Source organism: Promicromonospora sp. NPDC090134 (assembly GCF_044746965.1).
Classification (GTDB): Bacteria; Actinomycetota; Actinomycetes; order Actinomycetales; family Cellulomonadaceae; genus Promicromonospora.
In genome coordinates, this window is the sequence record NZ_JBIVCZ010000001.1 from 574,349 (window position 1) to 589,643 (window position 15,295).

Below are 15,295 nucleotides of genomic sequence, written 5' to 3' on the forward strand. Positions count from 1 at the left end.
TGCCCCCATGGGTACAGCACTGATCACGGGCGGGTCCGCCGGCCTGGGCCTGGAGTTCGCACGGCAGCTCGCGGCGGGCGGGCACGACCTGGTGCTGGTGGCGCGCGACGACCGGCGGCTGGCCGACGTCGCCGCCCAGCTCCGCGCCGCCACGGGCGTGGCCGTCGAGGTCCTGCCGGCCGACCTCTCGGTACCCGACGACGTCGCGCGGGTCGCGCGTCGGCTCGCCGTCGTCGGCGGCCGGCCCGAGGACGGCGACCTGCGGCCCGTCGGGCTGCTCGTCAACAACGCGGGGTTCGCCACGAGCTCGCCGTTCTCGACGGGCCGGATCACCACCGAGCGCCGGGGCATCGACGTCATGGTCAAGGCCGTCGTCGAGCTCAGCCACGCCGCCGTCGGGCAGATGCTCGAACGGGAGCGCGGCGCGATCCTGAACGTCGGCTCCGTCGCCGCCCTCACCGCGGGCGGCTCCTACGCCGCCGCGAAGGCGTACGTGCGCACGTTCACCGAGTCGCTGGCGGCCGAGCTCCGCGGCACCGGCGTCACCGCGACGCTGCTCTCCCCGGGGTTCACGCACACCGAGTTCCACGCGCGGGCCGGCATCGGCGAGTCCTCCATCGTTCCCGAGTGGGGGTGGCTGGAGGCCGAGGACGTGGTCCGGACGGCGCTCGCGGACGTGCGCCGCGGCATCGTCCTCTCCACGCCCTCGGTGCGCTACAAGGTCGCCTCCGCCGCCCTGCGGATCATGCCGCGCTGGGCCGTCCGGGCGGTCGGCAGCTACCGCTGACCAGGCGCCCGGCGGGGCGCGGCCGGGCGGGGCGCCGTCAGAGCCAGCCGACCCGCTTGAAGATCCCGTAGAAGATCCCGCCCAGGCCGATCATCCCGCCGATCGCGAGCGGGTACCCGAAGGTCCAGTGCAGCTCGGGCATGTGGTCGAAGTTCATGCCGTAGATGGTGCCGATCAGCGTGGGTGCGAAGAGGATGGCCGCCCACGCGGAGATCTTCTTCATCTGCTCGTCCTGCTTGAGGCTGATCTCCGTCATGCGGCGCGACTCCTCGTTCTGCTCCTGCGTCACCAGCGTCGAGTGCACGTTGAGGGCGTTGGTCAGCAGCGACCGGAACGTCTCCGAGGTCTCCGAGTGCCTGATCGCGTGGTCGAGCACGTTGCGCAGGCTCCGCAGCAGCTCGACCCAGCGGTGGTCCTGTGCGTCGCCGTCGGGGTGCGGGGCGTCGTCCGGGTGCGCGGCGGCGGACTGCTCGTCGGCGTACTCCCGCTTGGCGTCGTACAGGTCCTGGAGCATCTCGACCAGCGGGCCGGTGGCGCGCTGCAGGCCGATCACCTCGCGGGTCGCCTCGTAGATGCGGAACGACACCTCCGGGTCCCGGGAGAAGAGCTGGTCCTCGATCTGGTCGATGTCGCCGCGCAGCCGCTTGACCACGGGCCGGTAGGTGTCCACGACCTCGTCCAGCAGCGCCGCGAGGATCGCGACCGGCCCGAGACGCAGCAGGTCCGGGTCCTGCTCCAGCCGGCCACGCATCGCGCCGAGGTCGGGCGTGACGGACCGCCGGACCGTGACGACGAAGTCCGGGCCCACCCACGCGTGCACCTCGCCGAACTCGACGCGGTCGACGTGCCCGTCGCCGTCGTCGTCCACGCTGCGCGCGGGGTGCAGCACCACGAACAGCACGTCGTCGTAGTGCTCGACCTTGGGGCGCTGGTGCGCGTGGATCGCGTCCTCGACCGCCAGCGGGTGCAGGTCGAACTCCGCCGCGACGGCCTCGATCTCCTTCGGCGCCGGCCAGGCCAGGTCCACCCAGGCGATCCCGCCACGCTCGCGGGTCGTCTCGCAGGTCTCCTCGATGCTGGTTGGGTTGGCCGTGCGCCTGCCGTCCACGTACACCGCGTTGTCCATGATGCTCACAGCAGAACCTTCCCAGAGTCGGACGGCAACCTGGACGTACTCTTGCACCGTGAACGCTGACTTCTCCCCGACCCCGCGCGAGCAGCTCGCCGAGCTCATCAAGGAGCTCGCCGTGGTGCACGGCAAGGTGACCCTGTCCTCCGGCAAGGAGGCCGACTACTACGTCGACCTGCGTCGTATCACGCTGCACCACCGGGCCGCCCCGCTCGTGGGGCACGTGCTCCTGGACCACCTCGAGGAGGTCGGGCTCGGCACGGCCGAGATCGACGCCGTCGGCGGGCTCACGCTGGGTGCCGACCCGATCGCGGACGCGCTGCTGCACGCGGCGGCCTCGCGCGGGCAGGACCTCGACGCGTTCGTGGTGCGCAAGGCGGCGAAGGCGCACGGCATGCAGCGCCAGATCGAGGGCCCGGACATCGCGGGCCGCAAGGTGGTCGTCGTCGAGGACACGACCACGACGGGCGGCTCGCCGATCGCGGCGATCGAGGCTGCCCGGGCCGCCGGCGCCGAGGTGCTGGGGGTAGCCACGATCGTCGACCGGGCCACCGGCGCAGGCGAGAAGATCGAGGCGCTCGGGGTGCCGTACCACTACCTCTACGGTCTCGAGGACCTCGGGCTCGCCTGAGCCGCTCCTAGCGCAAACTGGCCGTCCCCATATCACTCCCTCGTGGAGACTTTTGCCTAGCCCTACTGTATCTTTAAGTTCATGGGGCCATTTGTCGCATTAGTCCTGCTCGTGGTCGGCGTCGTCGTCTTCACCATCGCTGCGGTCCGCATCATGGGGCGCGGGCGCGCGCAGGACGTCGAGCGGTGGGCCGAGGCGAACGGCTGGGAGTATGTCGGCACCGACCCGGTGCTCGCCCAGCGGTGGAGCGGGCGGCCCTTCGGCGTCGGCCTGGACCGGACGGCGCGCGACGTGGTCCGCGGGAACGTCGACGGCTTCGACATGGTCTCGTTCACCTACACGTGGCGTTCCGGCACGGAGGGTGACACGCGCCGCCTCGGGCTGCGCCGCACGGCGCACGTGGTGGCGCTCGACGCGCTGCCGGGTGAGCCCGTGGTCGACCTGTCGCCCGAGGGGCTCCGCGAGAAGTGGCAGAAGCTCTTCGGGGCGCAGGACGTCCAGATCGACAACCCGGCGTTCGACGGCCAGTGGCTCGTGCGCACCTCCGACGAGTTCTTCGCGCGCCGGGCTCTCGACGCGCGCCTCGCGAACATCGTGATGCTGCCCGACTTCCACGGCTCCCGGCTGCGCATCGAGGGGCCGTCGGTGCTGCTGTGGCGTCCGGGCCGCACGGACGTGACGTCGCTGACCGAGCGGGCCAAGCGGGTCGCCGACGTCGCGCGCATCGTGCTGCCCATGGAGAAGGGCGGCCCGCGCTTCGAGTCGGGCGGGACGATCGACGGGTTCGGGATCCCCAGCCTGACCTGACGACTCCCGCCGGGCCGGGCCGGCTCGGCCCGGGTCGACTCAGACCAGGTCGACGATGTCCGCGATCGACTTCATCACGTGGCTCGGCCGGAACGGGTACTTCTCGACCTCCTCGGCCGACGTCGACCCGGTGAGCACCAGGAACGTCTCCAGCCCGGCCTCCATGCCGCCCAGGATGTCCGTGTCCATGCGGTCGCCCACCATCGCGGTCGACTCGGAGTGCGCCCCGATCAGGTTGAGCGCCGACCGGAACAGCACCGGGTTGGGCTTGCCGACGTAGTAGGGCTGGCGTCCCGTCGCCGCCGTGATCATGGCCGCCACGGAGCCCGCCGCGGGCAGCAGGCCCTCCTGCGAGGGGCCCGTGACGTCGGGGTTGGTGCAGATGAACCGGGCGCCGTCGACGATCAGCCGGATGGCCTTGGTGATCGCCTCGAACGAGTAGGTGCGGGTCTCACCGAGCACCACGTAGTCGGGGTCGGCGTCGGTGAGCGTGTAGCCCGCCTGGTGCAGCGCCGTCGTCAGGCCGGCCTCGCCGATGGCGTACGCGCTGCCGTTCGGGATCTGGTCCGCGACGAACTGCGCCGTGGCCAGCGCCGACGTCCAGATGTTCTCCTCCGGCACGTCGATCCCGCTGTAGGCGAGCCGGGCGCGCAGGTCGCGTGGCGTGAAGATCGAGTTGTTGGTCAGGACCAGGAACGGCAGCTCCTTGTCCCGCAGCGCCTTGATGAACTCGGGGCCGCCGGGGAGGGCCGTGCCCTCGTGCACCAGCACGCCGTCCATGTCCGTGAGCCAGGCTTCGGTGGTCCGCTCGATCATGGGCGCCAGCCTAGTGTCTCGGCGGGGCAACGGTTGCTGCCCGGGGAGGGTTACGGAGACGTAGCAGTGCTACCGCTCCGTAACCCTCCCCGGGCAGTTGTGCTTGCCCGGCCGGTCCTGCGGGCTACGCGCGCGGGTCGCGCGGTGCGCCCGTCAGGGCGTCGTCGTCCGACGGCGCGGGCTCGTCGTGGGCCGCCGCAGCGGCGGCCTTCTCCGCACGCCGAGCCCGCCAGATCTCGACGACCATCGGGATCACGGAGACCAGCACGATGAGGACGAGCAGCGCCTCGATGTTCTCCTTGACGAACGTGAAGTTGCCGAGCACGTAGCCCAGCAGCGTCACGCCGACCGCCCACAGGAGCGCACCGATCGCGTTGTACGTGGCGAAGTGCCGGTAGGACATCTTGCCGACGCCGGCCGCGACCGGGGCGTACGTGCGCACGATCGGCACGAACCGCGCGACGATGATGGTGCGGCCGCCGTACTTGTCGAAGTAGGCGTTGGTCTGGTCGATGTACGACCGCTTGAAGAGCTTCGAGTCCGGCTTGTCGAAGATCTTCGGGCCGGCCTTGCGGCCGATCAGATAGCCGGTCTGGTCGCCGAGGAACGCGGCGGCGAACAGCATGAGGCAGAGCACCGCGAGGTTGATCTGCAGCGTGCCCTGGGCCACGAGCGCACCTGCCGTGAACAGCAGCGAGTCGCCGGGCAGGATCGGGAACAGCAGCCCGGTCTCGACGAAGATGACGAGCGCGATGCCCACGAGCGCGGCGTCCCCGAACCGCTCGATGAGGTAGTTCGGGTCCATCCAGTCGATGCCCAGGAGCTGCGGCACGGGCGCTGCGTGGACAGAGGTGGCGGCCAGTCCGGACACGACTTCCGGGAGTGCGGTCGTCAGCATGCATCGAGCCTAGCGGGGCAGAATGACCGGCATGACCAGCGAGCCTGCCGAGACCTCGCCCGGGGCGGAGCCGCAGGTCGGCGTCGGTCCCTGGCCGGGCATCCGGCCCGACGACCCCCGCTACGACCCGGAGCTGCTCGCCGAGGGCGACCGTCGCAACGTGGCCGACCAGTACCGGTACTGGTCCGTGGAGGCGATCGTCGCCGACCTGGACACGCGTCGGCACCCGTTCCACGTGGCGATCGAGAACTGGGCGCACGATCTCAACATCGGCTCGGTGGTCCGCACCGCCAACGCGTTCAACGCGGCGGGCGTGCACATCGTGGGCCGACGCCGTTGGAACCGCCGGGGCGCGATGGTCACCGACCGGTACCTGCACGTGACCCACCACCCGGACGCCGCCGCGCTGGCCGCGTGGGCCGGCGGCATGCCGATCGTCGGCATCGACAACGTGCCCGGGTCGGTGCCGATCGAGGGGCACGCGCTGCCCCGCGAGTGCGTGCTGCTGTTCGGCCAGGAGTCGACCGGCCTGACGGCGGAGGCGCAGGCCGCGTGCGACGTCGTGCTGCACATCACCCAGTACGGCTCGACCCGCTCGATCAACGCGGGCGCGGCGGCGGCTATCGCCATGCACACCTGGATGCAGCAGCATGCGGACGGCGTGGCGTAGCGGCGGAAACCCGTTGCCCGCCGCAAGCGACTCCGACAGGATCGGCGGGTGAACCGGCGATCCCTCACACGCGACCGGAACTTCCTCGTCTTCTGGGGTACCCAGACGTTCTCGGTGCTGGGGGACTCGTTCTCGGTCATCGCGTTCCCGCTGCTCATGCTGGAGGCGACCGGCTCGCTGGTGCAGATGGGCCTGCTGACCAGCGTCATGGCGGCCGGGTCACTCCTGATGGGGCTTGTCGGCGGGGCGATCGTCGACCGGTTCGACCGCCGTCGGCTCCTCATCGCGTGCGATGTGGCACGTCTGCTCCTGTTCGCGGCCGTGCCCGTGTGCTGGGCGATCGAGCCGCAGGTGTGGCTGCTCTTCGCCGTCGCGGGCGTGGCGTCCGTGTTCGGGCAGCTCTTCCAGATCACGTACATCACGGCCGTGCCGACCATCGTGGGCCGGGACCGGGTCGCCGAGGCCAACAGCAGGCTCCAGGCCACGGCCGCGCTGGCCAGCATCGGCGGGCCGGCGCTCGCCGGGCTGGTCGCGGCGGCGGTCGGGGTCACGGCGGCCATCGCCATCGACGCGGCGACCTTCGGCATCTCTGCGCTCGGGCTCCTCGCCGTCCGGCTCTCGAGGGTGGCGCCCGGCGCGACCCCGGCGGACCGGCCGGGCCTCGGCCGCGACCTGCGGACCGGGTTCGTGACCGGCGCCCGGTTCCTGTGGAGGCACCCGGTGCTCCGGGTACTGACCGTCTTCCTGACGATCACCACGTTCTTCACCTACGGCATGACCGACGTGATCATCTACCAGGTGCGCCACGGCCTGGGACAGGGCGAGACCGTGGTCGGGTACGTGATGGCCGCGGCGGGCGTCGGCACGTGCGTGGCGGCGGCCCTGTCCGCCTGGCTGCGCCGGACGCTCGGGTTCGGCGCCCTGTGGCTCGGCGCCATGACGCTGTGCGGGGCGGCCGCGGCGGTCCTGGCCCTGAGCCAGGACGTGCTGGTCCTGGGTGCCGCCGTGCTCGGCTTCTGGTTCGGGCTCATGCTCGCGGCCGTCTCCTCGATGTCGCTGCGCCAGCTGGTCACGCCCGATGCGCTGCTCGGGCGCGTCACCGCCGCGTTCTGGACCATCCACTACAGCCTCGCGCCCCTGGGCGCCGCGGCGCTCACCGCCGCGGCGGACCGGTTCGGCGCCTCGGGTCCGCTGCTCGCCGTCGCGGTCGTCTACCTCGGTGTGGTGGGCGTCGGCTTCTTCACCCCGATCCGCAGCCGCAACCCCGAGGACCGGCCCGTCGACGAGGCGTCGGGCTGACCTCGTCCGGAGCCCGCACGCGGCCCGTCCGGAGCCCTTCGAAAGTCGGAAACCACAGTGTTTCGGCCGTTCGACTGTCGAACGACCGCACACGACTGCCGGTGGATCATGGCAAGATCGATGGTGCATCCCCGGGCGGCCCTGGACACTCTTGCGACCGCCCACCTCACCATTCGTTTGGAGTTTCGCAGATGCCCATCGCAACCCCTGAGGTCTACGCCGAGATGATCGACCGGGCGAAGGCCGGCAAGTTCGCCTACCCCGCGGTCAACATCACCTCGTCGCAGACCGTTACTGCCGCACTTCAGGGCTTTGCCGAGGCGGAGTCGGACGGCATCATCCAGGTCTCCGTGGGCGGCGCGGAGTACGCGTCGGGCTCGACGGTGAAGGACCGGGTCTCGGGTTCCCTCGCGCTGGCGGCGTACGCCACCGAGGTCGCCAAGGGCTACGGCGTCAACATCGCCATCCACACGGACCACTGCACGGCCGACAAGCTCGACTCCTGGGTCAAGCCCCTGCTGGCCATCGAGGCGGAGCAGGTCAAGAACGGCGGCCTGCCGACGTTCCAGTCGCACATGTTCGACGGCTCCACCGTGCCGATCGAGGAGAACCTCGTGATCGCCGCCGAGCTGCTCGAGCTGTCGCAGGCCGCGCGCACGATCCTCGAGATCGAGATCGGCGTCGTAGGTGGCGAGGAGGACGGCCACACCGCCGAGATCAACGACAAGTTGTACACGACCCCCGAGGACGGCCTGGCCACGATCAAGGCCCTCGGCGCCGGCGAGAAGGGCCGCTACCTGACGGCCCTCACCTTCGGCAACGTGCACGGCGTGTACAAGCCGGGCGCCGTGAAGCTCCGCCCGGAGATCCTGCTCGACATCCAGAAGGCCGTCGGCGCCGAGATCGGCAAGGAGATGCCGTTCGACCTGGTGTTCCACGGTGGTTCGGGCTCGACGGCGGAGGAGATCGCCGCCGCTGTCGACAACGGCGTCATCAAGATGAACATCGACACCGACACCCAGTACGCGTTCTCGCGTCCGGTGGCCGACCACTTCTTCAAGAACTACGACGGCGTGCTCAAGGTGGACGGCGAGGTCGGCAACAAGAAGGCCTACGACCCGCGCGCCTGGGGCAAGACGGCAGAGGCCGGCATGGCCGCCCGCATCGTCGAGGCCTGCCAGCAGCTCCGCTCGGCCGGCCACAAGATGTGAGCACTCCGCTCAGGTGATCTGTAAAAGGTCAGGTGATCGGCAGCCCGGGCTGCCGATCACCTGACCTTTTACCGATCACGTGTGTTCTCAGGAGGTGGGCGGGCCGCTTACGCCTGCCGGGGTTGGGGTCGTGCCCGACGGCGGGCCCTCGTCGTCGAGCTCGAAGCCCGGGTCCTCGTCCACGATGTCGAGGAGGTCGCCGATCCGCGTGACCTCCAGCAGGAAGCGCACCGTCGGGGGCGCTCGCAGCACGCGCACGCGGTGCGGGCTGCGGCTCGCGAGGCGGGCGAGGAACGCGACACCGGACGAGTCCATGAAGGTCACGTGGTGCGCGTCGATCTCGACGGGAAGGCGGGACTCCTCGGCCGCGGCCGTCGCCTCGTGCAGGTCGCCGCCGATGTCGGCGTCGATCTCTCCGGAGAGGACGATCCGTGCGCGCGAGCGACCCACGATGACGTGGATGCTCGCAGGATCGCCGATCTCGGGGGTCTGATGTCCGGGGTCCTGGGGGCTCCCGCCCTGCGGACCGCGCGGCGGGTCATAGGTTCCGTCCTGCACGGTTCTCCTTCCGGGAGCAGTGGTCGTGACGCTGTATCGGTCCGATGATAGAGGTTGAGGTTCAGATCTCGGACTGTCCCAATCTACGGTTGAATGTCCTGCTGGAACAGCACCTCGAGCATTAGATACCGTAGGGAGGGCATTTTGACCGATTCATCCGGTCTGACACCGTCCTCTCCGCCGCCACGGCACCCCGGCCTTTCCACTTTCGGCCTCGGTCCGACCCAGGACGGAATGTCGAACGGCATCACCGGCGGAACATCCGGCGACACGCCGAGCGCATCATCGAACGCAACCCCGAACGCATCATCGAACGCACGATCCGACGCACCCGTGAACGCGTCGTCGGACGACTCGGCGAACCGGAACGGGAGCGGGCACGCCAACGGCCGTGCGGTGCCGCCGCCGGCCGCCAGCGTGCCGCCGAGCATCCCGTCCGGCACGCCGCCGGGCGGCGGTGCCTACCGGGCGCCGGGCACGGGCCCGCGCTCGCGGGTCTCGGGGACGGGCATCCCGCGTACCCTTCCGCCGTCGGTCGGTGACGTGGTGCTGCGCGCCGCCGTGTCCGTCGGCCTCCCCGTGTTCCTGACCGGTCCCACCGAGGACGGCATGCCCATGCTCTGGGCCAACCAGGCGTTCGAGCGTTACGCCGGCGTGCGCTTCAGCGACTTCGCCGGCTACACCGTGCGCCGGCTCGGCGAGATGCTCGTCGAGCCGCAGGACCTGGAGCGGATGACCGAGCTGGTGAACGCGGGCCAGGAGGTGCACGCGACGGTGCGGTCGCACCTGCGGGGCGGCACGCACGGCTGGGCGCAGCTCACGCTCACCCCGGCCCGGGCCGGGCACGACGACCGCATCACCCACTGGGTCGGGTTCAGCGTGGACGTCTCCGAGCACATGGAGCGGCACGCCGCCCAGCTCGCGAGCCTGGAGATCGAGCGGCAGCAGCGCGAGGACCTCGACCTCATCGCGCAGACCACCGAGATCTTGACCGACCTCGAGTACCCGTACGCGCTGCGCGACATCGCGGAGCTGCTCCAGTCCATGGTGCGCTGGGCGGGCTTCTACGTGAACGACGACGGCCTCAAGCACGCCGCCGGCGTCGACGTCGCGGCGCCGCCGAGCGGCCGGGGCCGCCGTCATGCGCGGTACATCGAGGGCGACAACATCGCGGACAAGACGCAGCGTCGCCGTCCGCAGACCGACGCCCTCGGCGACTCCGTGACCACCGGGCCGATGCCGATCCTCGAGGTCGTGGACTCGGTCCAGGACGTGCTCGACGGCGTGCTCGACGGCCCCGTCACGCTGCACCTCGACATCCCGCACGCTCCGCACTCGGCGTCGGGCTGGCTGCAGCGCGACCTCACGCTGCGGCTCGCGGACGAGCTGGGCAAGGCTCCGGACTCCGTGGTGGTGCACCCCGTCGCCGGCCGGCGGGACGTGCTCGGCCTCGTGGTGATCGTGCCGGACGAGGACGAGCCGGGCGAGTACGTCGAGGCCGACGAGCCCGACACCCTGCGGACCGTGATCGAGGTCGTGGCGCGTCGCGCGGGCAGCGCCATCGACAACGCGCGGATGTACGCGCGCGAGCACCGCCTCGCCGAGACCCTGCAGCGCGCCATGCTCCCGGAGCAGGCCGACGTCGCGGGCCTCGACGTGTGGACCTACTACGCCCCGAACGCCGAGCACGCCCAGGTGGGCGGCGACTGGTACGACGTGCTGCAGATCTCGCCGGAGCTGGTCGGGCTGGTGATCGGCGACGTCGTCGGGCACGACGTCGAGGCCGCCGCGACCATGGGTCAGCTGCGCTCGGTGGTGCGCTCCTACGCGTTCGAGCTGTCCACGCCGAGCCGGGTGCTCGAACGCGTGGACCAGCTCGTGGCCGGCATGGGCATCCCGCGCTCGGCGAGCATGGTGTACGCCTCCCTGCAGCGCGAGGAGGAGCCGGACTCCTGGACGGTCGGCTACTCGCGCGCGGGCCACCTGCCGCCGCTCCTGCTGCGCGCCGGCGAGGTGATCAAGCTGGACGACGGCGGCGGCGCGCTCGTCGGGTTCGGCTCCCGGGAACGGACCACGGGCGAGGCCAAGCTGCAGGCCGGCGACACGCTCCTCTTCTACACCGACGGCCTCATCGAACGCCGCGACCGGTCCCTGCGGCTGGGCCTGGAGGCCCTGCTGGAGACGGCGTCGGCGATCACGGCCCGCGACGCGGCGGGCGTGGGCGAGGAGCTGCTCTCCCGCCTGGCGGACGCACCGGAGGACGACGTGGCGATCGTCGTCGTCCGGATCCCCGACCCGGCGGGCGACGCCGCGGAGACGGCCCTGTCGCCGCGCTGGCGGCGCTGGATGCTGCCGAGCGAGCCGTCCTCGATCGGCCGGGCCCGGCACGCCGTGCTGCGCACCTGCCAGGCGTGGGGTATCGAGGAGTCCGCCCAGGCAGAGCTGGTGGTCTCCGAGCTGGTGGCGAACGGTGTGCTGCACGGCTGGGGGCACATCGCGCTGCGCCTGTACGACACGGGCGACGGGCTGCGCATCGAGGTCGAGGACAACAACCCGGCGCCGCCGGTCGCGACCGACGGGCACCCGAACCGCCTGGGCGGGTTCGGCATGCAGATCGTGGACCGTCTGGCCGAGTGGGGCTGGCGTCCGTCGGGCTCGGGCAAGCTGGTCTGGGCCAAGCTGCGCCGTCAGCCGACGCCGCCGAAGTAGCGGACCGGCGGGGTGGACCTTTGGTCACCCCGCCAGGGTCTCCCGAGACCTTCGGGCGCCGCGCGCCGCGTGGGCGAGACGCTTGGGAAACGTTTTACGCAGTGGACGCGTCGCGGTGGGACAACGGCGAGGTGTCGTCGTCCCGCGACGTCATCACGGCGAACCCCGAGTCGGGGGCGGCCGGCTCGCACGAGTGCTCGTCGTCCACGCGGAAGAGCTCCATGGCCCCGCACACCTCGAGCACGAACAGGTCGCGCTCGTCCGCCCCGCGGATGACGGTGGCGCCGCCGCGCTTGCGGCCGGCGTCGGCCAGCGAGATCAGGAACGCGGCCCCGGTGGAGTCCATGAAGGTGACCCGGCACATGTCGATGACGAGCAGCTGCCGGCGCAGGCCGACGACGCGCGCCGCGATCTCCGGGAACTGGTCTCGTTCGGCGAGGTCGAGGTCGCCGGCGATCACGAGCGTCGTCGTCGTGGGAGACGTCGCGATCTCGATCATGTGTCGAGCGTAACGACTGTTGCTCGATCGCACCGGATGAAAGGCAAAATTCACCGTTGTGGTTGGCGTCAAGGGCAATCCTGTGCGACCTCTTTGTCCTGTGTTGTCCCTACTGTGCGCCAGGTCGACCCGAGGTGTCGTCGAGGTGTGAGAATTCGAGCATGAGCTCCCACGAGAACCTGCTCCAGGGTCCCGCCCCCACGCTGCTGTCCGACGACCACCCGACCGCGCGCGAGCGGCTGGCCGACGGCGGCGACCCGGTCGCGGTGGCGGCCCAGGCCCCGGCGTCGTCCCTCGTGTGGGCGGTCCTGGCCGAGCGCGCGCTGACGGCGGGCACCGCCGCGGGCGACGTGGAGGCGTACGCCTACGCGCGCACCGGCTACCACCGCGGGCTCGACGCGCTGCGCCGGTCGGGCTGGCGCGGGCAGGGCCCGATCCCGGCCGGCCACGTGCCCAACCAGGGTTTCCTCCGCGCGCTGCTGGCCCTCTCGGAGGCGGCGCACCGCATCGGCGAGGAGGCCGAGGCCGAGCGCTGCGCCACGTTCCTGGTGGACTCCGGCACGTCGGTGGACGAGGTTCGCGCCCTGGTGCCCACCACGAAGTAGACTCGGGCGCGGCCCGCGGGCGCCAACGGAGCGCACTCGGCGGGGCAACCCTAGGAATTCGAGAAGGTGGAGATCCATGCCAGGCGTCGTGCTCGTCGGGGCCCAGTGGGGCGATGAGGGCAAGGGAAAGGCGACGGACCTCCTGGGCTCCCGCGTCGACTACGTGGTCAAGTTCAACGGTGGTAACAACGCGGGGCACACGGTCGTCATCGACGACGAGAAGTACGCCCTGCACCTGCTGCCGTCGGGCATCCTGTCGCCCGGCGTGGTGCCGGTCATCGCCAACGGCGTGGTGGTCGACATCGAGGTCCTGTTCGAGGAGCTGGACGCGCTGATCGCGCGCGGCGTGGACGTGTCCCGCCTGCTCGTCTCGGGCAGCGCCCACATCATCGCCCCGTACCACCGCACCATCGACAAGGTGACGGAGCGGTTCCTCGGCAAGCGCCGGATCGGCACCACGGGCCGCGGCATCGGCCCGGCGTACGCCGACAAGACCAACCGCGTCGGCATCCGCATGTGGGACCTGTTCGACGAGAAGATCCTGCGCGCCAAGATCGAGGGCTCGCTGGACCAGAAGAACCACCTGCTGGTGAAGGTCTACAACCGGCGCGCCATCACGGTCGACGAGACGCTCGACGAGCTGCTCCAGTACGCCGACCGCCTGCGGCCCATGGTCACGGACACCGCCGTCGAGCTGAACAGGGCGCTCGACGCGGGCAAGAACGTGCTGTTCGAGGCCGGCCAGGCCACGATGCTCGACATCGACCACGGCACCTACCCGTTCGTCACGTCGTCCAGCGCGACGGCGGGCGGCGCGGTCACCGGGTCCGGCGTCGGGCCCACCCGGATCGACTCCGTGATCGGCGTCATCAAGGCGTACACGACGCGCGTGGGCGAGGGGCCGTTCCCCACGGAGCTGTTCGACGACAAGGGCGAGTTCCTCCGCAAGACCGGCGGTGAGTACGGCGTCACCACGGGCCGCGCCCGCCGCACCGGGTGGTACGACGCCGTGATCGCCCGCTACGCGACGCGCATCAACGGCCTCACCGACATCGTGCTCACCAAGCTCGACGTGCTGACCGGCATGGACAAGGTCCCGGTCTGCGTGGCCTACGACGTCGACGGCGTCCGCCACGACGAGATGCCCACCGACCAGACGGCGTTCCACCACGCGAAGCCGATCTACGAGGAGCTCGACGGGTGGTGGGAGGACATCTCGCAGGCGCGGTCCTTCGACGACCTGCCGAAGAACGCCCAGGCCTACGTGAAGGCGCTCGAGGAGATGTCGGGCACCCGGATCTCCGCCATCGGCGTGGGGCCCAAGCGCGACGAGATCATCCCCGTCCACGACCTCATCCACCAGCGCTGAGAAGGACCTCTGCCACCGTGAAGATCCTCGTCATCGGGACAGGTGCCCGCGAGCACGCCATCGTCCACTCGCTCGACCGGGAGAACGTCTCCGGCACCGCCTCCCACGAGCTGCACGCCGCGCCGGGCAACCCGGGCATCGCCGGGGTCGCCACGCTGCACGAGGTCGACCCGCTCGACGGTGCCGCCGTCGCGGCCCTCGCCGAGCGGCTCGGCGCGGAGCTGGTCGTCGTCGGCCCGGAGGCGCCCCTCGTGGCGGGCGTCGCGGACGCCGTCCGCGCGGCCGGGATCCCGGTCTTCGGCCCGTCCGGCGAGGCGGCCCGGCTGGAGGGCTCCAAGTCGTTCGCCAAGGAGGTCATGGCGGCCGCCGGCGTGCCGACCGCGATGGCGCACGTGTGCACCGACGTCACCGAGCTGGAGGCCGCGCTCGACGCCTTCGGTGCCCCGTACGTGGTGAAGGACGACGGCCTCGCGGCCGGCAAGGGCGTGGTCGTCACCGACGACCGCGCGGCGGCGCTCGCCCACGGCACGGCCTGCCTGTCCCACGAGAACGGCCGGGTGGTGGTCGAGGAGTACCTCGACGGCCCCGAGGTCTCCCTGTTCTGCGTGTGCGACGGCACCACGGTGGTCCCCCTGGTCCCCGCGCAGGACTTCAAGCGCGTCGGGAACGACGACGGGGGCCCCAACACGGGCGGCATGGGCGCGTACACCCCGCTCGACTGGGCGCCGTCCGGCCTCGTGGACGAGGTGCTGAGCCGCGTGGCCCAGCCCACGGTCGACGAGATGGCCCGCCGCGGCACGCCGTTCTCCGGCGTGCTCTACGTGGGGCTCGCCCTCACCAGCCGCGGCACCCGCGTGGTGGAGTTCAACGCGCGCTTCGGCGACCCGGAGACCCAGTCCGTGCTGGCCCGGCTCGCGACGCCGCTGTCCGAGGTGCTGCTCGCGGCGGCCCGCGGCGGGCTCGCCGACCTGGAGCCCCTGCGCTGGCGCTCCGAGGCATCCGTGACCGTGGTCGTCGCGTCCGAGGGCTACCCGGCGTCGGCCCGGTCGGGCGACCCGATCACCGGCATCGAGGACGCGGAGTCGCTCCCCGGGGTGCACGTGCTGCACGCGGGCACCGGGCTCTCCGAGACCGGCGAGCTGGTCAGTGCGGGCGGCCGCGTGCTGTCCGTCGTGGCGCTGGGCACCGACCTGGCGGACGCCCGCCGTCGGGCCTACGAGGGTGTGGCACGGATCGAGCTCAAGGGTTCGCACCACCGCACGGACATCGCGCTGAAGGCGGAGCGCGGCGAGGTCACCGTCCCGTAG

The 15,295-nt window shown here is 71.3% G+C and carries 15 protein-coding genes; 10 read left to right on the plus strand and 5 right to left on the minus strand.

Annotated features, from left to right (window positions below):
- The first annotated feature begins 7 nt into the window (after nt 1–7).
- On the plus strand, nt 8–787 hold the full coding sequence (locus ACIPN7_RS02495; protein WP_400537653.1) for an SDR family NAD(P)-dependent oxidoreductase: 780 nt from the start codon (nt 8–10) through the stop codon (nt 785–787).
- A 37-nt stretch (nt 788–824) separates the two neighbouring features.
- Here ACIPN7_RS02495 and ACIPN7_RS02500 read toward each other — a convergent pair whose 3' ends face one another.
- Nucleotides 825–1,922 (minus strand): magnesium and cobalt transport protein CorA, encoded by a 1,098-nt coding sequence (locus tag ACIPN7_RS02500; protein ID WP_400537655.1) that lies wholly within the window; start codon nt 1,920–1,922, stop codon nt 825–827.
- A 49-nt stretch (nt 1,923–1,971) separates the two neighbouring features.
- On the opposite strand from ACIPN7_RS02500, the gene pyrE reads away from it, so the two are divergent.
- Together pyrE and ACIPN7_RS02510 are read left to right on the plus strand one after the other, a co-directional pair.
- The gene (gene pyrE / locus ACIPN7_RS02505; RefSeq protein ID WP_182620223.1) at nt 1,972–2,547 is read left to right on the plus strand and encodes an orotate phosphoribosyltransferase; all 576 of its coding nucleotides are present in this window, start codon (nt 1,972–1,974) and stop codon (nt 2,545–2,547) included.
- An 81-nt stretch (nt 2,548–2,628) separates the two neighbouring features.
- Entirely contained in the window at nt 2,629–3,354 is a 726-nt protein-coding gene (locus tag ACIPN7_RS02510; protein ID WP_400537657.1) for a hypothetical protein, read from the plus strand.
- Nucleotides 3,355–3,393: 39 nt separating this feature from the next.
- Here the strand turns inward: ACIPN7_RS02510 and ACIPN7_RS02515 are convergent, their stop codons facing one another.
- Nucleotides 3,394–4,170, minus strand: coding sequence for an HAD-IIA family hydrolase (locus tag ACIPN7_RS02515; protein ID WP_400537659.1), 777 nt, complete (start codon nt 4,168–4,170; stop codon nt 3,394–3,396).
- 124 nt (nt 4,171–4,294) lie between these two features.
- Complete coding sequence (locus ACIPN7_RS02520) at nt 4,295–5,068, minus strand: VTT domain-containing protein (protein WP_400537661.1); 774 nt, start codon at nt 5,066–5,068, stop codon at nt 4,295–4,297.
- Nucleotides 5,069–5,099: 31 nt separating this feature from the next.
- On the opposite strand from ACIPN7_RS02520, the gene ACIPN7_RS02525 reads away from it, so the two are divergent.
- The 3 genes from ACIPN7_RS02525 to fbaA all read left to right on the plus strand — a co-directional run bounded on the left by ACIPN7_RS02525 (nt 5,100) and on the right by fbaA (nt 8,248).
- Nucleotides 5,100–5,738 carry a TrmH family RNA methyltransferase gene (locus tag ACIPN7_RS02525; protein ID WP_400537663.1) on the plus strand — a complete coding sequence of 213 codons (639 nt, stop codon included), beginning with the start codon at nt 5,100–5,102 and terminating at the stop codon, nt 5,736–5,738.
- A gap of 48 nt (nt 5,739–5,786) precedes the next feature.
- The gene (locus tag ACIPN7_RS02530) at nt 5,787–7,037 is read left to right on the plus strand and encodes an MFS transporter (protein WP_400537665.1); all 1,251 of its coding nucleotides are present in this window, start codon (nt 5,787–5,789) and stop codon (nt 7,035–7,037) included.
- 191 nt (nt 7,038–7,228) lie between these two features.
- Entirely contained in the window at nt 7,229–8,248 is a 1,020-nt protein-coding gene (gene fbaA / locus ACIPN7_RS02535; RefSeq protein WP_377230822.1) for a class II fructose-bisphosphate aldolase, read from the plus strand.
- A gap of 87 nt (nt 8,249–8,335) precedes the next feature.
- On the opposite strand, the gene ACIPN7_RS02540 is transcribed toward fbaA, so the two are convergent.
- Nucleotides 8,336–8,806, minus strand: a complete 471-nt coding sequence (locus ACIPN7_RS02540) for an STAS domain-containing protein (RefSeq protein WP_400537668.1) — start codon at nt 8,804–8,806, stop codon at nt 8,336–8,338.
- 396 nt (nt 8,807–9,202) lie between these two features.
- Between ACIPN7_RS02540 and ACIPN7_RS02545 the strand changes: the two genes are divergently transcribed.
- Entirely contained in the window at nt 9,203–11,515 is a 2,313-nt protein-coding gene (locus ACIPN7_RS02545) for a SpoIIE family protein phosphatase (RefSeq protein ID WP_400539136.1), read from the plus strand.
- A gap of 94 nt (nt 11,516–11,609) precedes the next feature.
- Here the strand turns inward: ACIPN7_RS02545 and ACIPN7_RS02550 are convergent, their stop codons facing one another.
- A complete protein-coding gene (locus ACIPN7_RS02550) occupies nt 11,610–12,014 on the minus strand; it encodes an STAS domain-containing protein (protein WP_285101873.1) in 405 nt (134 codons plus the stop codon).
- Between the two features lie 161 nt (nt 12,015–12,175).
- Here ACIPN7_RS02550 and ACIPN7_RS02555 point away from each other — a divergent pair, with 161 nt between their 5' ends.
- From ACIPN7_RS02555 to purD, 3 genes are all read left to right on the plus strand, one after another.
- Entirely contained in the window at nt 12,176–12,619 is a 444-nt protein-coding gene (locus ACIPN7_RS02555; RefSeq protein WP_400537670.1) for a DUF3151 domain-containing protein, read from the plus strand.
- A gap of 76 nt (nt 12,620–12,695) precedes the next feature.
- On the plus strand, nt 12,696–13,988 hold the full coding sequence (locus ACIPN7_RS02560) for an adenylosuccinate synthase (RefSeq protein WP_400537672.1): 1,293 nt from the start codon (nt 12,696–12,698) through the stop codon (nt 13,986–13,988).
- 17 nt (nt 13,989–14,005) lie between these two features.
- The gene (purD, locus tag ACIPN7_RS02565; RefSeq protein WP_400537674.1) at nt 14,006–15,295 is read left to right on the plus strand and encodes a phosphoribosylamine--glycine ligase; all 1,290 of its coding nucleotides are present in this window, start codon (nt 14,006–14,008) and stop codon (nt 15,293–15,295) included.